The organism is Polymorphospora sp. NPDC051019 (genome assembly GCF_040683055.1).
Taxonomy (GTDB): domain Bacteria; phylum Actinomycetota; class Actinomycetes; order Mycobacteriales; family Micromonosporaceae; genus Polymorphospora; species Polymorphospora lycopeni.
In genome coordinates, this window is sequence record NZ_JBFBCH010000008.1 from 58,128 (window position 1) to 80,006 (window position 21,879).

Genomic DNA, 21,879 nt, shown 5'->3' on the forward strand with positions numbered 1-21,879 from the left:
TGTCCGATGTGGCATCATCGCGCGGTGACCGTACGGGGATGGTTGCTTGTCGGGTACGTACTGTGCGCGGTCGCCCAACTGGTCGGCCTCGTCACGTTCTCGCCGCTGCTGCCCGGCGCGGACACCCTTGCCTGGGCACTGCTGGCGGCGTACGTCGGCACCGGTGCCGGTAGCCGGCGGCCGGCGGTCCGGCTCCTGCTCGCCGGCCTGCTGGTGCTGGTGCTGGACGCCGCCTGGAACTGGGCCACCGCACCGCGACCCGGCGTCGGACTCCAGTTTCTCGCACCGGCCCCGGACGCCGCCGATGCCGCCACCGACGTCGGCGCCTTCGTCGACGGCCTGGGTGACAGCTGGCAGTCGCTGCTGGCCCTCGCCCTGCTGATCGCCGCCGTGGTGGTGCACACGCGGGCTGCCGCGCCATCCGGTGCGACGCCCGACACCGGTGCGCCGCCCGACACTGCGGCGAAGAGCCGGCGGTGGCCGGCACCGGCGATCCTGATCGCGGGCGTGGGCGCGGCCCTGGTCATCGGATACGTCGCCGTCGAGGTCGGCACCCGGATACGGCCCGTCGACACCGACCGGCCCGCCCAGTTGGTCGCCGTGGCGCTGCCCGGGCTGCTCGCCGCGCTGGCCGCCGTGGTCACGGCCGGTCATGCCCTGGCCGGGCGCTGGCCGGCCCGCCGCACCGCGAGGCTGTCGCTGGGCGGCGGCCTGGTGTTGCTCGCCGCGGCGGCGCTGACGATGTCCGCCGCCGCCATGGACACTTGGTGGTTCGACCACCGGGTGTACGACGTGCGGAGCAGCGCCGTCTACCGGAACTATCTCGTCGCCCTGCCCGGCACCGGCATCCCGTTCCCGGCGTGGGCGCTGTGGCAGTTCGCCGGTGCCGCGTTGATCGCGCTCGGCTGCGTTTCCGGCCGCCGCACCCTGGTGGCACCGGCCACCGTCACCGGGACGGGGTAGCCGATGCCGTCGGGGCACCTCATCGACGTGGCGGCCGGGAACAGGGCCGCCCTGCGCCGCGCGGCGCTGTTCTACGCCCTCGCGGGTGTCACGCTCGGGGTGGCGGCGTTCGTCGCCGACGTGGTGCCGATCGAGGTGGCGCGGTTCCTCACGCCGCTGGTGAGTTCCGGCTCGGCGTGGGGGCTCGTCGCCCTGGTCGTCGGCTACCTCGCGTGGAGCCACCGGTCGGCGGCCGTCGTCGGTGTCGGTGTCCTCGCCCTGTCCACCGTCACCTACTACGCCCTCATCCTCTTCGTCAGCCGACGCTGGCTCGCCGGGGTCCAGGCGTCCGGAGTGGAGGGTGCCGTGCTGGCGCTGCCCGGACTCGTCTCCGTGGCACGGGCGACGGCGTTCTGGCTCGTCGCGTCCGTCGGCGCGGGCGTGGTCATGGGCTGGCTGGGGCAGGCCGTCCGACGTGGCAGCGCCCGGTTCGCCTCGGTCGCGTCCGGGACCGCGCTCGGCCTGCTGTCCGGCGAGGGCGCGTACGCGATCTTCCAGATCGTCGTCGTCTGGGGCGGGCCGTTCGACCCGTGGCAGTTGGACCGGCTGCTGTCCGCCGGCACGCAGGTGTGTCTGGCCGTCGTGGCGGTTTGCGTGCTGGTGTGGCTCCGCCGGCGGAGCATCTCGTGGTGGGTGTTCCCGGTGACCGCGTCGGCGTCGGTCGCCGCCGGCATCCTGTCCTGGCATCTCGTGGACTCCGCCCGGATGGTGTTATAGCCCGGCTGACCTGTTCCGTGCCCGCCATCTCAGATGGTGATGACCACTTTCGCCCGTGCGTGTTCGCTTTCGAGGTACCGGATGGCCTCGGGTACCTCGTGGAGCGGGTAGGTGCGGTCGATCACCGGGGTGAGGTGGCCGGCCTCGGCGTGGGCGCGGAGCGTGTCGAGGTGTTGCCGGCCGGGTGCGGTGGCGAGGTTGACGATGCGGTGCCGGACGAACGGGGCCAGCAGTTGCCCGCGGGTGAGGAGCCAGACGGGTCCGAGGAGGCTGCCGCCGCGGTAGACGCCGCCGCCGGAGAGCACCAGCGTCCCGGTCGGGGTCAGCGCCCGCCGGAGTGCGGTGAGTGAGCGGTTTCCGACCAGGTCGAAGACCACGTCGTGGCGGCGGGCGCCGCGGCTGAAGTCGTCGCGGGTGTAGTCGACGACGTGGTCGGCGCCCAGGGAGCGGACCAGGTCGACGTTGCGGGTGCTGCACACCGCGGTCACGGTCGCGCCCATTGTCTTGGCCAGTTGGACGGCCAGGGTGCCGACGCCGCCGGAGGCGCCGTTGACGAGGACGTGCTGGCCGGGCTGGACTTGCCCCGCGTCGCGCAGCCCCATCAGCGCGGTGACGCCGGCCAGCGGCAGGGCGGCGGCCTGCCGCGGCGTCAGGTTGGCCGGCTTGGGTGCGACCAGGGTCTCGGGCACGCACACGTATTCGGCGAACGCGCCGTTGGCGTCGCCGAGGTCGCCGAAGACGGCGTCGCCGGGGCGTACGTTTCGGACGTCGCTCCCGACGGCTTCGACCTGGCCGGCGAAGTCGCGGCCGCGGATGCGGGCCCGGGGGCGCGACCGGCCCATGGCGAGCCGGGCCATGCGGGGGTCGCCGCGCATGGCGTGCCAGTCGTACGCGTTGAGGGCGGCGGCCTCGACCCGCACGAGTACCTCGTCGGGGGCGGGCGTCGGGGTGTCGACGTCGGCGAGCGTGAGGGTGTCCGGGGAGCCGTACCGGTCTTGGACGATCGCTTTCATCTTGTTCTCTCCTCCTGTGGGTGTACGGCGTACACCTCTTGGAATTAAGGTAGGTGTACGCCGTACACCTGTCAAGGCGGTTATGGTTCAAACCGCCGCCGGAAGACGAGGACCGAGGATGGCTGAGCAGGTCGAGACGCTGCGTCGGACGCCGCTGAGCAGGGACCGCGTCCTGCGCGCCGCCGTCGCGCTCGCCGACGAGGCCGGGATCGAGTCCCTCAGCATGCGCAACCTCGCCCAGGAGTTGGGCGTCGTACCGATGGCCCTCTACAAGCACGTGGCCAACAAGGACGAGCTGCTCGACGGCATGATCGACGTGGTCGTCGGCGAGATCGACCCGCCGGTGGCCGGCGCCGACTGGAAACCCACCATCCGCGGCCGGATCCTCTCGGCGCGGCAGGTGCTGCTGCGCCACCCCTGGGCGGTCCTCGCGATCGAGGCGCGGAACATGGCGACGCCGGCCATCCTCGCCTACCTCGACGCGATGGTCGCGACGTTGCGGACCGGCCTGTCCGCCGACCTCGCCCACCACGTGATGCACGCGATGGGCAGCCGGATGCTGGGCTTCAGCCAGGAGCTGTTCGACGCCTCCCGAAACGCCGGCCGGTCCGGCGCCACCGACCCCGAACCGCCGGCACCCATGCCGCCGGAGGTCGCGGCCCGTTTCCCGCACCTCGCCGAGATCGCCACGGCGGCCTCCCACGACGACGAGTCGGTCGTCGGGCAGGGCTGCGACGACCAGTTCGAGTTCGAGTTCGCGCTCGACCTGCTGCTCGACGGCATCGAACGACTGCAACAGCAGGGCTGGAGATCGTCGCACCGACCCCGCTGACCCGGTCGCCCGCACCGGCCGCCGCCCCGGTCCTCTCCTCCGGTTTCGCCGACGCTGATCGTCCTCCCGCCTAGGCTCCGAATGGTCGGGTGAGGTGAGGCGTGGTGAACAGCGCGGGTCGTGCCTCGTCAGGGGCGACGGCGTTCAGGTTCGTCCTCCTCATGGGGCTGGTCGACCTCTTCGGCGACACCGCCTACTCCGGCGGCGCGAGCATGAACGGACTGTTCCTCGCGTCGGTCGGCGCCGGCGCCGCCGTGATCAGCATCGTCGGCGGGCTCAGCGAGTTCCTGAACTACCTCACCCGTGGTGTCTCCGGTTACTTCGCCGACCGGATACGCCGGCGCTGGCCACTGGTCTTCGTGGGCTACGGCCTCAACCTGCTGGCCGTACCGGCGCTGGCCCTCGCCGGATACTGGCAGGTCGCCGCGGCGCTGATCCTGTTGCAGGGCATCGGGCGCGGGATACGCAAGCCGCTCGTCCAGGCCATGCTGTCCTACACCACCAGCCGGTACGGCCGGGGGTGGATCTACGGGGTGAACACGGCACTGGACCACACGGGGCGCACACTCGGCCCGCTGGTCGTCGCCGGAGCGCTCCTTCTCGCGGCGACGTTCCGGACGGCGTACGCGCTGCTCGTCGTCCCGGCCGTGCTGGCGCTGATCACGCTGACGATCGCGCGGATGCGGTTTCCCACGCCCGCCACGATCGAACCGCGACGCCAGCCGGTGCCGACCGAGGGGTTCACCCGGTCGTACTGGCTCTACCTGGCGGCCGGGGCGTGCTTCGCGGCGGGCCTGATGAACTTCGAGCTGATCTCGTTTCACCTGGCGAGAAGCGGGGTGACCCGCGACAGTGTGCCGCTCTTCCTCGCCCTGGCCACCGGCATCGGCGCGCTGGCCAGCCTCGGCCTCGGCCGGCTCTACGACCGCGTCGGCCTGCCCGTGGTGCTCGTGGCCGTGGTCGCCACCGCCGCGTTCTCGCCGTTCGTGTTCCTCCTGCCGGTGCACCTCGCGCTCGTCGGGATGGCGCTCTGGGGCATCGGGCAGGCGACCCAGGACAGCCTGCTCACCGCCCTCGTCGCCGGTGTCCTGCCCCGGGGACGCCGCAACCTGGCGTTCGGCCTCTACTACGCGGGGTACGGGGTGGGCTGGCTGATCGGCGCGGTGGCGGCGGGCCTGCTCTACGAACGGTCCCACCTCGCGCTGGTGGTGTTCGCGGCCGGCGCACAACTGCTCTCCCTGCCGATCTTCCTGGCCGCCCGGCGCCGTTCCGGCCGCGAAGCCGCCGGGGCCGCGTCGGCGGATGCGGGAACCGAACGCGCACCGGGCTGAACGGCGTGGACCGGATCGGTGACCGGGCGGAGGCCAACCAGTGCCCGACGCGGCAGGCGAGGATGGTCAGGTGTACATCGACATCTACTTCACCGACGAACTCCCATGCGATCGGGACGACATCGAGGACGCCCTGGACGAGTTGGACGGCTTCGAGGTCGTCGGGGCCGGCGGAGGAGTTCTGGGCAGCAACCTCGACGTCGAGGTCGACGAATCGGTCCCGCGCGCCCGTGCCGTCAGCATGGTCACCGGGGTCCTACGGCGGTTAGACGCGCACCACGCGGCTTACCTGCGCCTGTCCGACACCGGAGAACGGGTGAACGCGGTTGATGTGGAGGACGTCGGGGCCGACCCGACGCCCGGCTAGTGCAGTCCGAGCGCCAGTGCGGTGAAGAGTGCGGCGAGCCAGCCCCATCCCGGGATGATGACGGCGCGCTGGATGAGGCCGAGGCGTGGTGACACCGCCTCCCACGCCGAGCCGAACCGGCCGAATCCGAGGAACAGGGCGACGGCGAGACAGCCCGAGACGATCCGCCAGGGCGTCCCGGGCAGCGTGAACGCGCCGATGGCCGCGGCGAGGGGCAGCGACAGGAAGACGACGGCCCCGGCGTGATCGTGGAGTCGGTGCTGGGTGCTGTGCTCCCCGGGTATCCCGTCGGGGGCGCCCGGCGGATATCCGAGCATCGGATCCATCCGGAACACCCCGGACGCGACGAGAGCAAGCCCGAAGACGGCCATGACCACACCGAGCAGGATGCTCGGCCCCTGGAACACCACTCCGAGCGCACCAACCGTGATCGCGGAGCCGGAGACGACGAAGTTCGCGGTCTGGATCCAGCCCCGCCCGCCGAGCGCCAGGGCGCTGACCGGGTGGCGTACGGGCGCGTAGTTCGGCCGGCTCCAGCCGTCGACGAGGAACACCAGCACGAACAGCGCCGCTCCGGCGGCGCCTGCCCAAAAGACCACGCGGTCCTTCTTTCCGCTGCGTGCCGGACTCTCCGGCGGTTCCAGTACATCGGCTGAGTTGCCGGCCGGCACAGTGCCGATGGTCATGGAGCGGGCGTGTGGGGGAAGCCGACTCTCGTAGGTCGATCACCTCGGCGACAGTTTCTTTTCCAGGGCCGTTGTGTGCGAACGAGCGGTGAGGAATTGCGTGGGCGGCGGACCGTCGTGGGTGGGGAATTCCAAATTCCGTGAGCCCCATAATCGGGTTCGAGGCGCCGGTCGAGCCCATTCGGGGCGGTGCCCCCTGCCGACGAGGCTGCCGTACGGCAGGGTCCGGTGCATGCCGCGTGCTCACCGTGCGGGGCAACGGCTGCCCATGACAGTGGGACGCCGGCAGGGTCGCCGTCGGGGCGTGGGATCTGATAATTCTATTAGCATCCGCCAATGGGTTTACGATTGCGGCGGCCGATGGTTGCATGGTTGCCAGATCTTTCCTCCGCCCCACCGGGAGAACCCATGCGCAAAGCAATTCTGGCTGCCCTCCTGCTGGCCGTACCCGTCGTCGTCATGCCCGTCGCCCCGGCCGGCGCCGCGCCGGCCCAGGTGGCGTCCGCCGACCGCGCGGACGCCACCGCCAAGCTGGCCCTCGCCCTCCAGGGCCGGCTCGGCGACCGCAGCGCGGGCGCCTACCACGACGCCGCCGGACGGCTCGTCGTCACCGTCACCGACGCCGCGGCCGCCGAGACCGTCCGCGCCGCCGGCGCCGAGGCCCGCGTCGTCACCCGCAGCGCCGCCACCCTGCGCGCCGCCACCGCCCAACTCGACCGGACCGCCGCCGTGCCGGGAACGGCCTGGCAGGTCGACCCCGCGACCAACCAGGTGCTCGTCCAGGCCGACAGCACCGTCACCGGCGCCCGCAAGGAGCAACTCGAAAAGGCGGTACGCGCGCTCGGCGGCGCCGCCCGGCTGGAGACCGTGCCCGGCCGCATCGCCCCCGAGATCGGCGGCGGCGACGCCATCTACATGGGCGGCTCGCGCTGCTCCATGGCGTTCGCGGTGGCCATCGGCAGCGTCCACCACTTCCTCACCGCCGGCCACTGCACGAACCTCGACACCAACTTCTACGCCAACGCGGCGCGCACCACCCACATCGGCGTACGGGCCGGCACCAGCTTCCCCGGCAACGACTACGGCCTGGTCCGGGCCACCGTCCGCCCGGTCGGCGACGTCAACATGTACGACGGCACCCGCCGCGACATCTCCTCGGCCCGCAACGCGGTGGTCGGCGAGACCGTCGGCCTGTCCGGCAGCACCAGTGGCCTGCGCCGCGGCCGGGTCACCGGCGTCAACGTCACCGTCAACTACCCGCAGGGCTCGGTGTACGGCCTGATCCAGACGACGATCTGCTCGGCCGGCGGCGACAGCGGCGGCGCGGTGTTCGCGAACAACTCGGCCATCGGCATCCACTCGGGCAGCACGGGCGGGTGCGGCGGGTCGAACCGCGCCTACCACCAGCCCGTGACCGAGGCGCTCGCGGCGTACGGGGCGCGGATCTACTAGCAACCACCTTCCGGACCGGCGTGTCGACGAACCGGCATGCCGGTCCGGGCTGTTCTTCCGACCTGATGCCGGTGCGGTCCGACCTACCTGTCGTGCTGCCGGCGCACCATCTCACCGATCCAGATGGGTGCGAACGGAGACGTGCAGTTGCGGGGGGTCGGGTAGTCCTTGAGCACCTCCAGGCGCTCGCCGATGTCGATCGCGCGGGTGCGGTGCCCGGGGTGCTCGATCCCGATCTGGGCCAGGCAGTGGTTCATCGCCCACTGCAGGCGGTCCGGGGCGTCCTTCATCTGCGCCTCGATGACGTCGAGCAGGCCCGAGAGGTCGAGGCCCTCGGGTTTCTTCGCCACGCGTTCGGTGGTCAGCGCCCAGCCGGCGCTCGCGACCACCGGATCCGGATCGGCGGACCACGCCAGGCGCAGTTCTTCGGCGTACGGGCTCTTCTTCACCACGTAGTTCACGAGCCAGTCGCGTACCTTGGGGGTGCGCGCCTCGCGCAACATCACGTCCAGTTCGGCACGCTCGAACGCCTTCGGGCGGCAGATCAGGAGTGCCAGCAGGCGCGCCGCGGTGTCGTTCGTCGCCCAGAGTTGGCGGGCGAGGTCCTGCTGGGTCTTCAGCCGCTTCGCGAGCGCGCGCAGCATGCCGAGATTCACCCCGTGGTCGTCGCCGTGTCTCTCGTTCACCTCGCGTGCCCTCGGGTCTTCGAGCGCGGCCAACTCGGCCATCACCTCGGCCACCGTCGTCCCGGTCACCTCAGCCTCCCGTCCGTCAGGTGTCGAGGTGCAGCCTACGAGGAGGCACGGCGAACCAGGCGATCAGCGAGCGGAGCGGCGGTGGCTGCCGGGTCGCCCGTTTCTCGGCGCGGCGGGCGCCGGTGACGTCGTCTCTCTCGACGATCCCGCCCGTGTCGTGCGGGCGACCGGGTGACGCACCTGCTCTACGACGTATCCCGGCCGTCGGCGTGACCTGCCGGTGCCGGCCCGCGATCTCGCGGGCCGGCACCGGGGCGGTCAGCCGGTGGTGCAGGGCAGATTGTTGAGGGTGAAGGCGGTCGGGGCCGGATTGCTGCCGGTCCAGTTCGCCAGGAACCCGATGTTGACGGGCGTGCCGGGGGTGATGGTGCCGTTCCAGGCGGCGTTCGTCACGGCCACGTTCGCGCCGCTCTGGGTGTGGTTGCCGCCCCATGCCTGGCTGATCTGCTGGCCGCCGCCGAACGTCCAGCGCAGCGTCCAGCCGTTGACCGGGGCGCCGGTCACGGTGAGCCGTACGTCGCCCTGGAAGCCGCCGGGCCACTGCCCGGCGACCGCGTACGTCACCTGGCAGATGGTGCCGGGCGGCGGTCCGGTGGTCGGCGGGGGCGTCGTGGGCGGAGGAGTCGTCGGCGGAGGGGTCGTGGGCGGCGGAGTCGTCGGCGGGGGCGTGGTGGGCGGGGGAGTCGTCGGCGTCGGGCTCGGCGTCGTCTCGATCTTCGAGGGGTCGACCACGCCCCAGTACGCCGGCTTGGCCTGCAGCCGCTCGTCGAACAGCAGCGGGGCGTCGTTACGGGTGACCGGGAACGTGTCGAGCCAGGTGTCGTCGTCGGCGAGGCCCCACAGCGTCACCGAGGTGATCTCGCTGGCGTAGCGCCGGTAGAGGTCGAACAGGTCGCGGTAGCGGTAGGCCTGCTTGAGCAGCCGGTCGCGGGGCGGGGTCGGGAACGACTCGGAGTTGTTGGTGTAGATGCTGATGTCCATCTCGGTGATCTGCTGGTCGACGCCGAGCGGGACGAACTTGGTCAGCATCGCCTCGGTCTCGCTGATCGACGGCCAGTCGATGTTGACGTGCATCTGGTGGCCGACGCCGTCGACCGGCACGCCCTCGGCCTTGAGTTGGGCGACGAGGTTGTAGAGCTTGTCGCGCTTGCTCGGCACGTTGGTGTTGTAGTCGTTGATGTAGAGCTTGGCGGTCGGGTCGACCTGGCGGGCCACGCGGAAGGCGGTCCGGATGTAGTCCAGGCCGGTGATCTCGAACCAGCGGCTGCGCCGCATCCCGTCGGACTGGTTCTCGTCGATGACCTCGTTGACGACGTCCCAGGCGCTGATGTCGCCGGCGTAGTGGCCGGCGACGCCGCGGATGTGGTCCTCCAGGCGGGACAGCAGCAGGGCCTTGTTGGCCGGGGTGGCGGTCATGTCGTTGCCGGCGGCGTCCTTGAACACCCAGTCCGGGGTCTGCTGGTGCCAGACCAGGGTGTGGCCGCGTACCTCCATGCCGTTCGTCCGGGCGAAGGCGACGATGCGGTCGGCGTCGGTGAACCGGAAGGTCCCCTCGGTGGGTTGGGTGGCGTCCCACTTCATCGCGTTGCCGGCGGTGACCGAGTTGAAGTGCCGGCGCAGCAGCTGGGCGTGGTTGCCGATGAGTTGTGCCGGGCCGACGGCGGCACCGACCGGGAACTCGTCGACGACGTCCTTGACCGGCGGGATGTCGGTCTGGATCGGCAGGCTCGGTTCGGCGGTCAGGAGGAAGTCGTCGATGTGGAAGGAGGCGGTGCCGCTGGCGGTCTCGACGTAGGTGGTGAGGAACTCGACGTCGGTCGCCAGGGTGTACTGCCCGCGCAGGTTGACCCAGCCGCCGGAGGTGACCGCGGTGTTGCCGACCACCTGGTCGTAGGTCGGGGTGCCGTCGGTACGGCGTTCGACGCTCAGTCTGGCCTGTGTGGACGGTTCGCCGGCGGCGAGCCGGACCCAGACCGACAGGGTGTAGCGGGTGCCGAGTTCGACGACGTCGAGCAGGTCGCGGACCGGGCCCTCCCAGCTTCGGGTACGGCCGGTGACGGCGAGGCTGCGGGTGCCGGCGTGGGCGGTGGCGGTGCTGGAGGCGACGGTCTCGTCGGCGCGGGGTGTCCAGCCCTGGCTGGTGCCGTCCTCGAAGTCGTCGCCGAGGACGACGAGTGGGCTGCTGGCCTGCGCCTGCGGGGCGGTGACCAGCGGTACGGCGACGGCGAGTGAGGCGGTGAGCGCCAGTGCCAGGAAGCCGATCGGGGCGTACGTCGCCCGGCGCATCCGTAATGCGCGCATGTGGTGGCCTTTCTGGGTCGGTGCGGGTGCGCGCGGTCCGGCACGGCTGCCCGGGCGTGCTCAGTGCGCGGTGGAGTCCGGCATGGCCCGGGCATGCCGTGGAGGGGCTCGGTGCCGCGTGCCGGCTCCCGGGGCACGCGGCCGGTGCTCACGCACGTCGAGCCGCCACGATGGAGATCGATGCTATGGGGGTCGGCGGTGCCGCGTCAATGTCCCGCCGGCACCGGCCGGCGATGATCGTATGACGCGAAACATATGTATTCGCATCGATTGATTCGGTCTACGTTTATGGCACCTGACGGCGTCGCAACACCGCTCCGGCCAGCGGAAACGGTGCTGCGTGCATTCCTCACCCCCGACGAAGGGACCCGTCAATGCCTCGCAAGATCGCCTCGGCCGCGGCGGCCGGCGTACTCGCCGCCGGCTTCCTGGCCACCCTCCACCAACCCGCGCTCGCCGCGCCGGTCGACGCCCCCGCCGCGGACGCGGTCTCGGTCGAGATCCTCGCCGCCATGCAGCGCGACCTCGGCCTCACCGCCCCGCAGGCCGAGGCCAGGCTCGCCGCCGACGCCAAGGCCGCCCGCACCGAGCAGTCGCTGCGCGGCACGCTCGGCGCCAGCTACGGCGGCACCTGGCTCGCCGCCGGCAACGAGGTCGTCGTCGGCGTCACCGACGCCGCCGCGGCCGAGCGGGTCCGCGCCGCCGGCGCCACCCCGCGCGTCGTCGCCGCCAGCGAGGCCGCGCTGACCGCGGTCAAGGACGGCCTCGACGCGCACGGCACCGGAGCGCCGAAGTCGGTCACCGGCTGGTACGTCGACGTCACCACCAACACCGTCGTCGTGGAGGCGTTGCCCGGCGCCGCCGCCGAGGCGGCCGGCTTCGTCGCGGCCAGCGGCGTCAAGGCCGACCGGGTACGCGTCGACGCCACCGCCCAGGCTCCGCAGCCCTACTACGACGTACGCGGCGGCGACGCCTACTACATCGGCACCGGGCGCTGCTCGGTCGGCTTCTCCGTCGTCGGCGGCTTCGTCACCGCCGGCCACTGCGGCCGGGCCGGCCAGGCGGTCAGTGGCTACAACCGGGTCGCGATGGGCACCATCGCCGGCTCCTCGTTCCCCGGCAACGACTACGGCTGGGTCCGTACCAACAGCAACTGGACCCCGCGCGGCATCGTCAACCGCTACAACGGCACCAACGTCGCGGTGCGCGGCTCGACCGAGTCCGCCGTCGGCGCCTCGATCTGCCGCTCCGGCTCCACCACCGGATGGCGCTGCGGCACCGTCCAGGCCAAGAACCAGACGGTGAGCTACCCGCAGGGCACGGTCGGCGGCCTCACCCGCACCAACGCCTGCGCCCAGGGCGGCGACTCCGGCGGCTCGTGGCTCAGCGGCAACCAGGCCCAGGGCGTGACGTCCGGCGGCTCCGGCAACTGCACCACCGGCGGCACCACGTTCTTCCAGCCGCTGCGCGAGATCCTCAGCGCCTACGGCCTGACCCTGGTCACCTCATAACCGCAACACCGCGCAGAGGGGCCGGCACGCCATGGCGTGCCGGCCCCGTGCCGTTGTCGTCCCCCGTTGCGGGCGCGGCGAAACCGGTTTCCGGTGCGGGCATCGTCACCGCCGCTTCCGCTCGCCGGCCGGCGCCGCGTGCTGCACACTGGCGCCGTGAACCGGCGAACTGAGGCGGTACGCTCCGCGGTCGTGGTCAACCCGGCCAAGGTCGCCGACCTGGACGAACTGCGCGCCACCGTCGACGGCGCGCTGGCGCGGGCCGGCTGGGCCGAACCGATGTGGCTGGAGACCACCGTCGACGACCCCGGCGAGGGCCAGACCCGGCAGGCCGTCGAAGCCGGCGTCGAGGTCGTCTTCGCCTGCGGCGGCGACGGCACCGTGATGTCCTGCGTCGCCGGGCTCGTCGGCACCGACGTGGCCCTGGCCATCCTGCCGGCCGGCACCGGCAACCTGCTCGCGGCCAACCTCGGCCTGTCGACCGACCTCGCCGCCGGCATCGAGGTCGCCGTCGAGCGTGGCCTGCGCCAGCTCGACGTCGGCCAGCTCGGCGACCGCTACTTCGTGGTGATGGCCGGCATGGGATTCGACGCGAAGATGCTCGCCGCCACCTCGGAGAAGACCAAGGCCCGCATCGGCTGGCCGGCGTACGTCGTCGGCGCGGCCCGGCACCTGCGGGACCGCCCGATGCGGGTGCAGATCCGCGTCGACGACCGGCCACCGGTACGGACCCGGGCCCGCACCGTACTGGTCGCCAACGTCGGCCGGCTCCAGGGCGGTGTCACCCTGCTGCCGAACGCCGAACCCGACGACGGGCTGCTCGACGTCGCCGTGCTGACCCCGCGCACCATCCGGCACTGGCTCGCGATGGGCTGGGCGCTGGTCCGCCGCCGGGGCCGGGTGCCCAGGATGCAGGTCTACCGCGGCCGGCAGGTGTCGATCACCAGCAACCGCGAGCAGCCCCGCGAACTCGACGGAGACCTGATCGAACCCGGCCGCACCCTCGAGGCCACCGTCCGGCCGGCGGCGCTGTGGCTGTGCGTACCCCGCCCGGAGGACGCCCCCGACCTGACCGTCGACGCCGACGCCGCCGGCGAGCGCGGCGAGAAACTCGTCGAACGGGCCCAGGACCGGCGGTGAGCAGCACCCGGCTCGTACCCGAGACGCGGTGCATGGCCGACGAGGAACTGTCGGCCGACGACGCCTGGCACACGCTGCGCCGGCACGGCGGCTGGCACCTGCTGCGCGACGCGTTCATCCGGTTCCGCTACGGCGACGGGTTCAGCCACTCCCGCGCCCTGGCCCTGCAACTGTGCCTGGCCGTGGTGCCGTTCCTGATCGCCCTCGCCGGCCTGATCACCGACCTCGGCGTCGAGTCCGGCGGGCAGGTCGTCGCCGACACGGTGACCGCGCTGACCCCGGGCGCCAGCGTCGAGATGGTCCGCGAGCTGCTCACCGACGACGACCGCACCGAGGACGTCGGCGAGGTCGCCCTCACCCTGGGCATGTTCACCGGCCTGTTCGCCCTCACCACCGCGATGGCGCAGATCGAACGCGGCGCCAACCGGATCTACGGCGTCGAACGCGACCGGCCGGCGCTGCGCAAGTACGTCCGCGCCGCCACCCTCGCCGTCGGCGCCGAGCTGCCCGCCCTGGCCGGCTTCCTGGTCCTGGTCGCCGGGCGGGCTTTCGGCGACTCGGTGCAGCGCCACTACGCCTGGGGCGAACTCGCCAACACGGTCTGGAACGTGGTCCGCTGGCCGCTGAGCCTGGTGCTGATCGTCGTCGCCGTCGCGGCCCTGTTCCGCTACGCGCCACGCCGCCGCCAGCCCGGCCTGTCCTGGCTGTTCTTCGGCGCCGGCCTCGCCACCGCCCTGTGGTGGCTGGCCAGCGCCCTGCTCGGCGTCTACGTGCGGGTCAGCGACGCGTTCGGTCAGACGTACGGCGCCCTGACCGGCATGATGGCGCTGCTGCTGTGGGCCAACCTGACCGGGATCGCGCTGTTCCTCGGCCTGTCGTTCGCCGCCCAACTGGAGGCGTTGCGGGTCGGCTCCCCGGACCCGGCCCACCCCGACCGCTGGGAACCCGACCGCGACCAGCCCGACCGTGATCGGCCCGACCGTGATCGGCCGGACGGGCAGCGGCCGGTCGAAACGACCACCCCTTAGGCGCACGTCGATGTGCCCCCGGTGTACCGGGCGGCCCGATCGGGTATCGGGCTGCCAGGCATCCCAGGGAGGTAGGCGTGGGCACCGAACTCGAACCGACCAGGCGGGTCCCGTTACGGCCGCTGGAACACTTCGCCGGTCGCAGCCTCGCCGGGCTGCTCCTCGTCGTCGGCTGCGGACTCGGGTTCGGGTTGCTGCTGATGCTGGTCCGGGTCGAGTTCGGACCGCTGTACGACCTCGACCACGGCACCGCCGCCGAACTCAACCGGGTCATCTCCGAGCAGGGGCCGCTGGTCACCGTACTGCGGGCGATCACCGACCTCGGCGGCCGGCCGATCATGCTCTGGCTGGTCTCGGTGGCCGTCGTCGGCCTGCTCATCCGCCGCCAGCCCCGGCTGGCGATCTACCTGGTGGTCGCCGGTGCCGGCGCCCTGTTCCTCGACCCGGCCCTGAAACTGCTCGTCGGCCGGCTGCGTCCCGCCGTCGAGGTGACGCTCGCCGGCTCGGCCGGCAACAGCTTCCCCAGTGGACACGCGCTCGGCTCCATCGTCGCGTACGGCGCGCTGCTGCTGGTCTTCCTGCCCGCGCTGGCGCCGCGCTGGCGCCGGCCGGCGATCGCGGTCGTGGCCACCGTCGTCTTCCTGATCGGGTTCACCCGCGTCGCGCTGGGTGTGCACTTCGTCAGTGACGTGATCGCCGGCTGGCTGCTCGGGCTGGCCTGGCTCGGCGTCACCGCGTACGCCTTCCGGTTGTGGCGACTGGAGGTCGGCCAGCGGGTGCCGCACCTGATCGAGGGCCTCGAACCCGAGGCGGCACACGAGATCGCCCCCGCCCCCGACGAGGAGAAGATCCTGCCGAAGGCCCGGCTGGGCATCGCCGAGATCATCACCGGCTGGGTGCTGGTCTTCGGTGTCCTGTTCGGGTTCGGGATGCTGGTCAGCTACCACGCCGACGACACCTTCGTCGACCGGATCGACACCGCCGTCCCGCAGTGGTTCGCCGACCACCGCACCCCGGCACTCGACGACTTCAGCCACTGGTGGAGCAAGGCCGGCGACACCCACGCCATCCTGCTCGTCTCGCTGGTCTTCTGCCCGCTGGTGCTCGCCGTCTGGCGGCGCTGGCGGCCGGTGGTCTTCGTGGCCCTGACCATGTTCGGCGAGCTGACCCTCTTCCTCGCCACCGCCCGCGCCGTCGACCGGCCCCGGCCGCCGGTGGAGAACCTCGACGGCCCGATGCCGACGGCGTCGTTCCCGTCCGGCCACATCGCCGCGACCATGTGCCTGTGGGTCGCCATCGCCGTGCTGGTCTGGCCGCGTACGGGCCGGGTGCTGCGCTGGCTCGCGGTGGCCGCCGCCGTGATCATGCCGGTCGGGGTCGCGGTGTCGCGGATGTACCGGGGCATGCACCACCCGAGCGACTTCGTCGGCGCGATGCTGCTGACCGGGCTGTGGATCGGGCTGCTCTACTGGGTGGTCCGCCCCAACGCCGACGTGCACGCCGGCAACGAGCCGGCGACCCTGCCCGACGACGACACCGTCTCCGCCGAACTGGAGACCGCCGGCAGCCGCTAGCGCGGCGCGCGGGTCGGGGGACCCGGGCCGGGCCGGCGTGCGACGGTGGAGGCATGGCCGTGCGGGCGATGACCTACAACATCAGGACCGGCGGGTACGACGGCGCCGACCAGTCCCGGCTCGCCGGGGTCGCGGCCGTCGTCGACCGGATACGTCCCGACCTGCTCGCCCTGCAGGAACTGCGCGGCTTCGACCGGCGCCGGCTCGCCGGGCTGGCCGAGAGTTGGGGGATGACCGGGCACCTGGCCCGGTCGGTGTCCGGCCAGCCGGTCGCGGTCCTGGTCCGCCCGCCGGCCCGGATCGTGGCGGCCGGTTCGGTGCACCGGCCGTTCCACCACGCCGCCGCCCGGGTCACCGTCGCCACCGACCGCGGCCCGCTGACCGTACTCGGCACCCACCTCCAGCCGTACTCCGGCGGGTGGCGGCTGCGTGAGGCCGGCTGGCTCACCGCGCCGGCCCGCCCCCGGCGGGGGACCGGTGGGGTCCCGATGGTGCTGCTGATGGGCGACCTCAACTCGCTCGACCCGTGGACCGACCACCGGGAGCGGATCGAGCGCCTGCCGCCGGCGTACCGGGGGCGGCACCTGACCCGTGGCGCGGTCGATACCCGGGCGGTCGCCGCGCTCGACCGGGCCGGGTTCGTCGACCTCTTCCGCCTGGCCGGGACGGGCGAGGTGACGCATACGGCGCCGACGACGCGCGGTGGTGGCGCGGAGTTCTCCGGCATGCGGCTGGACTACATCCTCGGCACGGCACCGGTGGCGGAGATGGCCCAGGAGTGTCGAGTCGTCACCGGCGGCGACACCGAATGGGCCTCCGACCACTATCCCGTGATCGCCGACCTCGACCTGTCCCCGGTCGGCTGACTGCGCATGGCGGGTCGGTTCGTCAGTGGTGAGCCGACGCATCCGAGCACTACAGGCCGAAGCCGCGAGGCACCCGTCCCCGCCTCAGCTCTACCGGCGCCTCGAAATCCCACCATCAACCACTTGGCACACCGCAGGAGCAGAGGCACCTGTGATCGTCTGCTGCCCAGCAGTTCGACACGCCGTACGGACAACAGCGGAACAACTAACGATCACCACGCACCGCCGCACCACAGGAGCGTCGGGCGGGCAGGACGCCGCCGGTCGGCTATCCGATCTTGGTCGCACGACCCTGGTACGGCCTGACTATCGTGCTGACGTGACCCGCCGCCGTAGCCCCCGCCCGCCCGTCCGGGCCACCCCCGACCCGGAGGTGCCCGCCTGGATCCGGTGGCCGGTCCGGCTGCTCGCCCTGGTGTTCGTCGTACCGGTGCGGCTGGGCTGGGCGGCGCTGGTCGCGTTCGGCCGGTTCGTGCTCAGCCCGGTCGGCCGGTTCCTCTACCGCTACCTGCTGCGCCCGCTCGGCTGGTTCCTCGACCGGGTCGTCTGGCGCCCGCTGTGCTGGCTGTTCGTCAACCTGCTGTGGCGGCCGCTGGGCTGGCTCGGCCGCTATCTGCTGGTCGTGCCGATCCGGTGGCTGTTCCGGGTGTTCCGGCCGGCACTGCGGGCCGTCGGCCGGGCGCTGCTCGCCGTGGCCCGCTGGATCGGTCGAGGGCTGCGGGCCGGGTGGCGGGCGGTCCGTCCGGGCGTCGTCCTCGTCGCCGCCGTGCTGTGGGCGGCCGTGGTCTGGGCCTGGCGGGCCGTCGGCGTGGTGCTCGGCCTCGTCTACCGGCTGCTGCTGCGACCGGTCGGGCTCGCGCTGCGGTGGCTGTGGCGGCACACGGTGGTGCCGGTCGCGCGGGCGGTCGGCTGGCTGTGGCGGGCGACCGTCGTCCCGGCCGGCCGCTGGGTGCGCGACACGATCTGGCGGCCGGCCGCCGCCACCGCCCGTGGCGTGCTGGTCGCGCTCGGCCTGCGCCGCCCCGATCCGAGATCGGGCCGCTGACCGGCCCGTCCGCCGGCCGGGCCGACCGGTGTGGCGGTCGGGCGGGACCCCGGCCGCCGGCCGACGCCTAGAACAGCATGTTGACCAGCACGGTCAGCACGATCGACGCGAGCACCGAGAACAGGATCATCAGCAGGCAGCCCAGCCCGCCGCCGAGCGGGCGTATCTCGACGTTTCCGATCCGCATCACAGCTCCCGCAGTCGCGGCACGAGCTCCCGCTCCGCCCAGTCGAGGAACATCGGCTGGCTCGCCCCGCCGACCTGGACCACCGCCACGTGGGTGAAGCCGGCGTCGACGAACCGCTTGAACGCGGTGACGTGCCGTTCGAGGTCGGGCCCGCACGGGATGGAGGACGCGACGTCCTCTTCCCGGACGAACCGGGTCGCGCTCTCGAACGACTCCGGGCCGGGCAGGTCGGCGTTGACCTTCCAGCCGAGGCCGAACCAGCGGAACTGGTCGTGCACGATCCGGCGGCACTCCTCCTCGTCCGGGCCGTAGCAGATCGCGACCTGCCCGTACCGGGGCTTGCCGGCCCCGCCGGCGTCGTCGAACAGGGCGATGACCTCGGGGTCGGGCTCGGTGGCGATGAGACCGTCGGCGTACGAGCCGGCGAGTTCGCACGACGCCGGGCCGGAGGCGGCCACCGCGATCGGCACCCGGTCCGCCGGCCGGTCCCACAGGTACGCCTCGGGCACGTCGTAGTACTCGCCGGAGTACGACAGCGTCTCGCCGTCGAGTAGCGGCGGGATGATCTGCAACGCCTCCTCGAACATCTCGTGCCGCTGCCGTACGTGCGGCCACGCCCCGACGACGTGCTCGTTGAGGTTCTCGCCGGCGCCGAGCCCGAGGGTGAACCGGCCGTCGGAGAGCACCCCGACGGTCGCCGCCTTCTGCGCCACGACCGCCGGGTGGTAGCGGCGGATCGGGCAGGTCACGAACGACATCAGTTCGATGCGCTGGGTGGCGTGGGCGATCGCGCCCAGCACCGACCAGGCGTAGGGTGAGTGGCCCTGGGACTCCAGCCACGGGTAGTAGTGGTCGGAGACGACGGCGTGGTCGAAGCCGGCGTGCTCGCTGCGCACCGCGTAGTCGACGAGTTGCTTCGGCGCGGTCTGTTCGGACATGAGGGTGTAGCCCACGGCGACCATGCGGATCCCTTCCACGGCATTCTTGCCGACCGTGGTAACCGGTCGTGGCCGTGGCAAACCTGTGCGCCGTACCCGGGTTGTCAGATCCGGCGCCGGCGCAGGCCGGGCTCGCGGCGCAGCGTGCGGCGTACGGGCCGGTCCCCGGCCGTGGCGCGGACCGGCCGGTCCGGGGCGGGCGGCGGCACGGTACGCGGCGCCGGGGTCGGGTCGGGCGGGTTCGTCGTCGTCATGGGCGCAACAACACCTTCACTACTCCGTCCTCCTTCTTCTGGAACATCTCGTAGCCCCTGGGGGCGTCGGCCAGGGGCAGCCGGTGGGTGGCGAAGTTGTCCACGCCGAGCGGGTCGTTGTCGGCGGTGACCAGCGGCATGATGTCGTCGGACCAGCGCCGCACGTTGGCCTGCCCCATCCGCAGCGTCACCTGCTTGTCGAAGAGGGTGAGCAGCGGCAGCGGGTCGGCGGTGCCGCCGTAGTCGCCGATGACCGAGATGGTGCCGCCGCGCCGGACGATGTCGCTGGCCAGGTGCAGGGCGGCGAGCCGGTCCCGGCCGGCGCGGGCCATCAGCCGGGAGCCGATCGAGTCGGGCAGGGTGCCGGACATCCGCTGGGCGACCGTGCCCATCGGGTCGCCGTGCGCCTCCATGCCGACCGCGTCGACGACCGAGTCGGGGCCACGGCCGTCGGTGCGTTCCCGGATGGCGTCGGCGATGCCCTCGTCATAGTCCTGCAGGTCGAGTACGTCGATGCCGTTGCGGCGGACCCGGTCGACGCGTGCGGGGACCAGGTCGACGCCGATCACCTGGCCGGCGCCGCGGTGCCGGGCGATGCGGGTGCACATGTCGCCGACCGGGCCGAGGCCGAGCACGACGAGGCTGCCGCCGGGCGGTATCGCCGCGTACTCGACCGCCTGCCAGGCGGTCGGGAGGACGTCGGACAGGTAGACGAACCGGTCGTCGGGCGGGCCGTCGGGGACCTTGATCGGGCCGTACTGGGCCTGCGGCACCCGCAGTAGTTCGGCCTGCCCACCCGGGATCTCGCCGTAGAGCTTGGAGAAGCCGAAGAGGGCGGCGCCCATGCCGGTGTTGCGGACCTGGGTGACCTCGCACTGGGTCGGCAGGCCGAGGCCGCACATGTAGCAGTGGCCGCAGGCGATCTGGAACGGGACGACCACCCGGTCGCCGGGGGCGAGGTTGGTGATCTCGTCGCCGACCTCCTCGACCACGCCCATCGGTTCGTGGCCGAGGATGTCGCCCTCGCCCATGAAGGGGCCCATGACCTCGTACAGGTGCAGGTCGGAGCCGCAGATGCCGGTGGAGGTGACCCGGATGATGGCGTCGGTGGGCTGCTGGATCGCCGGGTCGGGCACCGTCTCCACCCGTACGTCGCGCTTGCCGTGCCAGGTGACTGCTCGCATCTGTTGGCCTCCGGGGCTTCGCGGACGCGCCGGCTTACCCGGTGTGCGGTCCGGGTAACGTCGACGGGCACTTAACCGGTTGACTTGATTGATGTACGTGCCTAGTCTGATGCGAGCCGCAGGGAGCCGGTTGGCAGTTGTCGGGCAGCGACTGCCAGTCCCGACGTCTTCGCCCGCCATGGGCACTTCCTGAGGCAGGTCATGAAAACACGACTAACCGTCGCCGGTGCGACGCTGCTCGCCACCCTCGCCGCCCTGTTCGTCTTCGTGCCGAACGCGCACGCCGCCACCGGCTTCTACGTCAGCGGCGGCAAGATCTACGAGTCCAACGGCAACCAGTTCATCATGCGGGGCGTGAGTCACCCGCACGCCTGGTACACGCATCAGACCAGTTCGTTCGCCAACATCAAGTCGCTGGGTGCCAACACCGTCCGGGTGGTCCTCAGCGGTGGCCGCTGGGCCGCCAACGGGCCGGCCGACGTCGCCAACGTGGTCGCCCTGTGCAAGCAGAACAAGCTCATCTGCGTGCTGGAGAACCACGACACCACCGGGTACGGCGAACAGGCCGGCGCGGTGACCCTGGACCGGGCGGTCGACTACTGGATCAGCCTGCGGGACGTGCTGGCCGGCCAGGAGAAGTACATCATCGTCAACATCGGCAACGAGCCGATCGGCAACAACCCGGTGACGCCGGGCTGGGTGCAGGCGACCTCCAGCGCGATCAACCGGCTGCGCGACGCCGGCTTCGACCACCAGATCATGGTCGACGCCCCGAACTGGGGTCAGGACTGGCAGTTCACCATGCGCGACAACGCGGCGGCGGTCTTCGCCAGCGACCCCGACCGCAACACCGTCTTCTCGGTGCACATGTACGGCGTCTTCGACACCGCCGCCGAGGTCACCGACTACCTGGGCCGGTTCCGGACCGCCGGGCTGCCGATCGTCGTCGGCGAGTTCGGGTTCAACCACTCCGACGGCAACCCCGACGAAGACACGATCATGTCGTACACCACGACCCACGGGATCGGCTACATCGGCTGGTCGTGGAGCGGCAACGGGGGCGGCGTCGAATACCTCGACATGGTGACGAACTTCAACGTCAACGCGCTCACCTCGTGGGGGCAGCGGATCTTCAACGGGGCGAATGGCATCCGGACCACGTCACGCGAGGCGACCGTCTACGGCGGCGTCCAGCCGACCACGCCGCCGCCCACGACGCCTCCGCCGACGACGCCTCCGCCCACGACCCCGCCGCCGACCACGCCTCCGCCGACCACCCCGCCGCCGGGTGGCAAGAGCTGCACGGCCGCCTACAGCATCGTCGGGCAGTGGCAGGGCGGTTTCCAGGGCGACGTGAAGGTGACCGCCGGCGCGGCGCCGATCGCCGGCTGGACGGTCACCTGGCGGTTCGGCGACGGCCAGTCGGTCAGCCAGTCCTGGAACACCAACCTGACCAGCAGTGGCGCGGCGGTGACCGCCCGCAACGTGGCGTACAACGGCAGCCTGCCCGCCGGTGGCACGGCCAACTTCGGCTTCATCGGCTCCTGGACCGGCACCAACGGCGTACCGGCGGTGACCTGCACCGCGAGCTGAGAGCGGCCGGCCTGAGCATCTGTTACTCATGACGGTTGTCGATCCACTGTACGACGCTGCCAAGGGTTCGGGCGGTGCCGGACAAATCCGGCCCCGCCCGATC

General features: G+C 72.0%; 20 protein-coding genes. 13 read left to right on the forward strand and 7 right to left on the reverse strand.

Going from position 1 to position 21,879, the window contains the following annotated elements:
• Positions 1-24: 24 nt before the first annotated feature.
• Positions 25-963: a hypothetical protein gene (locus AB0M79_RS16525; RefSeq protein WP_364213753.1), complete on the forward strand. Its 939-nt coding sequence runs from the start codon at positions 25-27 to the stop codon at positions 961-963.
• A 3-nt stretch (positions 964-966) separates the two neighbouring features.
• Positions 967-1,719 carry a DUF6518 family protein gene (locus AB0M79_RS16530; protein WP_364213756.1) on the forward strand — a complete coding sequence of 251 codons (753 nt, stop codon included), beginning with the start codon at positions 967-969 and terminating at the stop codon, positions 1,717-1,719.
• A 29-nt stretch (positions 1,720-1,748) separates the two neighbouring features.
• Here the strand turns inward: AB0M79_RS16530 and AB0M79_RS16535 are convergent, their stop codons facing one another.
• Complete coding sequence (locus AB0M79_RS16535; RefSeq protein ID WP_364213759.1) at positions 1,749-2,732, reverse strand: NAD(P)-dependent alcohol dehydrogenase; 984 nt, start codon at positions 2,730-2,732, stop codon at positions 1,749-1,751.
• A gap of 118 nt (positions 2,733-2,850) precedes the next feature.
• Here AB0M79_RS16535 and AB0M79_RS16540 point away from each other — a divergent pair, with 118 nt between their 5' ends.
• The 3 genes from AB0M79_RS16540 (at position 2,851) to AB0M79_RS16550 (ending at position 5,262) form a co-directional block, all read left to right on the forward strand.
• Entirely contained in the window at positions 2,851-3,564 is a 714-nt protein-coding gene (locus tag AB0M79_RS16540; RefSeq protein WP_364213762.1) for a TetR/AcrR family transcriptional regulator C-terminal domain-containing protein, read from the forward strand.
• 104 nt (positions 3,565-3,668) lie between these two features.
• Positions 3,669-4,895, forward strand: coding sequence for an MFS transporter (locus AB0M79_RS16545; RefSeq protein ID WP_364213765.1), 1,227 nt, complete (start codon positions 3,669-3,671; stop codon positions 4,893-4,895).
• A gap of 70 nt (positions 4,896-4,965) precedes the next feature.
• Positions 4,966-5,262 (forward strand): hypothetical protein, encoded by a 297-nt coding sequence (locus tag AB0M79_RS16550; RefSeq protein ID WP_364213768.1) that lies wholly within the window; start codon positions 4,966-4,968, stop codon positions 5,260-5,262.
• Here AB0M79_RS16550 and AB0M79_RS16555 read toward each other — a convergent pair.
• Positions 5,259-5,861, reverse strand: coding sequence for a DUF998 domain-containing protein (locus tag AB0M79_RS16555; protein ID WP_364213771.1), 603 nt, complete (start codon positions 5,859-5,861; stop codon positions 5,259-5,261). The two genes, AB0M79_RS16550 and AB0M79_RS16555, sit on opposite strands and share 4 nt — an antisense overlap.
• 495 nt (positions 5,862-6,356) lie before the next feature.
• On the opposite strand from AB0M79_RS16555, the gene AB0M79_RS16560 reads away from it, so the two are divergent.
• Positions 6,357-7,400, forward strand: coding sequence for a S1 family peptidase (locus AB0M79_RS16560; protein WP_364213774.1), 1,044 nt, complete (start codon positions 6,357-6,359; stop codon positions 7,398-7,400).
• 83 nt (positions 7,401-7,483) lie between these two features.
• Here AB0M79_RS16560 and AB0M79_RS16565 read toward each other — a convergent pair whose 3' ends face one another.
• Both AB0M79_RS16565 and AB0M79_RS16570 read right to left on the reverse strand, forming a co-directional pair.
• Positions 7,484-8,155: a DNA alkylation repair protein gene (locus AB0M79_RS16565; RefSeq protein ID WP_364213777.1), complete on the reverse strand. Its 672-nt coding sequence runs from the start codon at positions 8,153-8,155 to the stop codon at positions 7,484-7,486.
• A 258-nt stretch (positions 8,156-8,413) separates the two neighbouring features.
• Positions 8,414-10,456: an endo-1,4-beta-xylanase gene (locus AB0M79_RS16570; RefSeq protein ID WP_364213780.1), complete on the reverse strand. Its 2,043-nt coding sequence runs from the start codon at positions 10,454-10,456 to the stop codon at positions 8,414-8,416.
• 374 nt (positions 10,457-10,830) lie between these two features.
• Between AB0M79_RS16570 and AB0M79_RS16575 the strand changes: the two genes are divergently transcribed.
• The 6 genes from AB0M79_RS16575 (at position 10,831) to AB0M79_RS16600 (ending at position 17,620) form a co-directional block, all read left to right on the forward strand.
• Entirely contained in the window at positions 10,831-11,967 is a 1,137-nt protein-coding gene (locus AB0M79_RS16575; RefSeq protein WP_364213783.1) for a S1 family peptidase, read from the forward strand.
• Between the two features lie 156 nt (positions 11,968-12,123).
• Positions 12,124-13,107, forward strand: a complete 984-nt coding sequence (locus tag AB0M79_RS16580) for a diacylglycerol kinase family protein (RefSeq protein ID WP_364213786.1) — start codon at positions 12,124-12,126, stop codon at positions 13,105-13,107.
• Positions 13,104-14,135 (forward strand): YihY/virulence factor BrkB family protein, encoded by a 1,032-nt coding sequence (locus tag AB0M79_RS16585; protein ID WP_364213789.1) that lies wholly within the window; start codon positions 13,104-13,106, stop codon positions 14,133-14,135. The genes AB0M79_RS16580 and AB0M79_RS16585 overlap by 4 nt, the downstream gene beginning before the upstream one ends.
• A 77-nt stretch (positions 14,136-14,212) precedes the next feature.
• Positions 14,213-15,709, forward strand: a complete 1,497-nt coding sequence (locus tag AB0M79_RS16590; protein WP_364213792.1) for a phosphatase PAP2 family protein — start codon at positions 14,213-14,215, stop codon at positions 15,707-15,709.
• A gap of 53 nt (positions 15,710-15,762) precedes the next feature.
• Positions 15,763-16,575, forward strand: a complete 813-nt coding sequence (locus tag AB0M79_RS16595) for an endonuclease/exonuclease/phosphatase family protein (RefSeq protein WP_364213794.1) — start codon at positions 15,763-15,765, stop codon at positions 16,573-16,575.
• Between the two features lie 319 nt (positions 16,576-16,894).
• Positions 16,895-17,620 (forward strand): hypothetical protein, encoded by a 726-nt coding sequence (locus AB0M79_RS16600; protein ID WP_364213797.1) that lies wholly within the window; start codon positions 16,895-16,897, stop codon positions 17,618-17,620.
• A gap of 186 nt (positions 17,621-17,806) precedes the next feature.
• Here the strand turns inward: AB0M79_RS16600 and AB0M79_RS16605 are convergent, their stop codons facing one another.
• From AB0M79_RS16605 to AB0M79_RS16615, 3 genes are all read right to left on the reverse strand, one after another.
• Entirely contained in the window at positions 17,807-18,769 is a 963-nt protein-coding gene (locus AB0M79_RS16605) for a TIGR03557 family F420-dependent LLM class oxidoreductase (protein ID WP_364214254.1), read from the reverse strand.
• Positions 18,770-18,849: 80 nt separating this feature from the next.
• Positions 18,850-18,999, reverse strand: coding sequence for a hypothetical protein (locus AB0M79_RS16610; protein ID WP_364213800.1), 150 nt, complete (start codon positions 18,997-18,999; stop codon positions 18,850-18,852).
• Positions 18,996-20,183 carry a zinc-dependent alcohol dehydrogenase gene (locus AB0M79_RS16615; protein WP_364213803.1) on the reverse strand — a complete coding sequence of 396 codons (1,188 nt, stop codon included), beginning with the start codon at positions 20,181-20,183 and terminating at the stop codon, positions 18,996-18,998. The genes AB0M79_RS16610 and AB0M79_RS16615 overlap by 4 nt, the downstream gene beginning before the upstream one ends.
• 201 nt (positions 20,184-20,384) lie before the next feature.
• On the opposite strand from AB0M79_RS16615, the gene AB0M79_RS16620 reads away from it, so the two are divergent.
• Positions 20,385-21,776 carry a cellulase family glycosylhydrolase gene (locus tag AB0M79_RS16620; protein WP_364213806.1) on the forward strand — a complete coding sequence of 464 codons (1,392 nt, stop codon included), beginning with the start codon at positions 20,385-20,387 and terminating at the stop codon, positions 21,774-21,776.
• The last annotated feature ends 103 nt before the right edge of the window (positions 21,777-21,879 follow it).